The sequence below is a fragment of the Stenotrophomonas sp. YIM B06876 genome, from assembly GCF_030711595.1.
Taxonomy (GTDB): Bacteria; Pseudomonadota; Gammaproteobacteria; order Xanthomonadales; family Xanthomonadaceae; genus Stenotrophomonas.
The window spans coordinates 1-1,110 of record NZ_JAUJUJ010000272.1; the positions used below are offsets into that span (position 1 = coordinate 1).

General features: G+C 68.3%; 1 protein-coding gene and 2 pseudogenes. All 3 read right to left on the reverse strand.

Annotation, left to right across the window (positions count from 1 at the left end; translation table 11 throughout):
* Positions 1-203 (reverse strand): ATP-binding cassette domain-containing protein (locus QZH66_RS16665; protein WP_305806980.1); only part of this gene is annotated, 203 nt, incomplete at its 3' end.
* 87 nt (positions 204-290) lie between these two features.
* Positions 291-785, reverse strand: a pseudogene (locus QZH66_RS16670) (AMP nucleosidase); the annotation flags it as partial.
* Between the two features lie 7 nt (positions 786-792).
* Positions 793-1,110: pseudogene (locus QZH66_RS16675) on the reverse strand (AMP nucleosidase); the annotation flags it as partial.

The following is a 1,110-nucleotide window of genomic DNA, read 5'->3' on the forward strand; positions in this document are numbered from 1 at the left end:
CCGCTGGCCTGGTAGTGGATGCTGCCGGCGTCGGGCGCGGTCAGGCCCAGGCACATGCGGATGGTGGTGGTCTTGCCGGCGCCGTTGGGGCCGATCACGCCCAGGCATTCGCCCGGTGCGATGGCGAACGACACGCCGTTGACCACGGTGGCGTCGCCGTAGCGTTTGCGCAGCGCGCGCACGTCGAGCAGGGCTGCGTTCATGGATTTTGATGAAATACGGCTCTAACGCTTATGGGGCAAGCGCTGGCAGCTATCAAAACATGAGTCCGCACGGTGGCGCCCTGGCCCTTACTGGAACGCCACCTCGGCAAAGCTGCGCAGCTTGCGGCTGTGCAGCCGGGCCAGGCTGCCGGCGCGCAGGATGTCGATGGCGCGCATGCCGATGCGCAGGTGCTGGTCGACGCGCTCGCGGTAGAAGTGGTTGGCCATGCCGGGCAGCTTGATCTCGCCGTGCAGCGGCTTGTCGCTCACGCACAGCAGGGTGCCGTAGGGCACGCGGAAGCGGAAGCCGTTGGCGGCGATGGTCGCGCTCTCCATATCGAGCGCCACGGCGCGGCTCTGGCTGAAGCGGCGCTGCGGCAGGTTGTCGGGCAGCAGCTCCCAGTTGCGGTTGTCGGTGCTGGCCACGGTGCCGGTGCGCATGATGCGCTTGAGGTCGGGGCCCGCGATCTGCGTCACGTCGGCCACGGCCTGCTCGAGCGCGACCTGGATTTCGGCGAGCGCCGGAATCGGTACCCACAGCGGCAGCTCTTCGTCGAGCACATGGTCTTCGCGCACGTAGGCGNCTGGCCACGGTGCCGGTGCGCATGATGCGCTTGAGGTCGGGGCCCGCGATCTGCGTCACGTCGGCCACGGCCTGCTCGAGCGCGACCTGGATTTCGGCGAGCGCCGGAATCGGTACCCACAGCGGCAGCTCTTCGTCGAGCACATGGTCTTCGCGCACGTAGGCGTGCGCCAGCACATAGTCGCCCAGCTGCTGGCTGTTGCGCAGGCCGGCGCAGTGGCCCAGCATCATCCAGGCGTGCGGGCGCAGCACGGCGATGTGGTCGGTAATCGTTTTGGCGTTGGCCGGCCCGACGCCGATGTTGACCATGGTGATGCCGCTGCG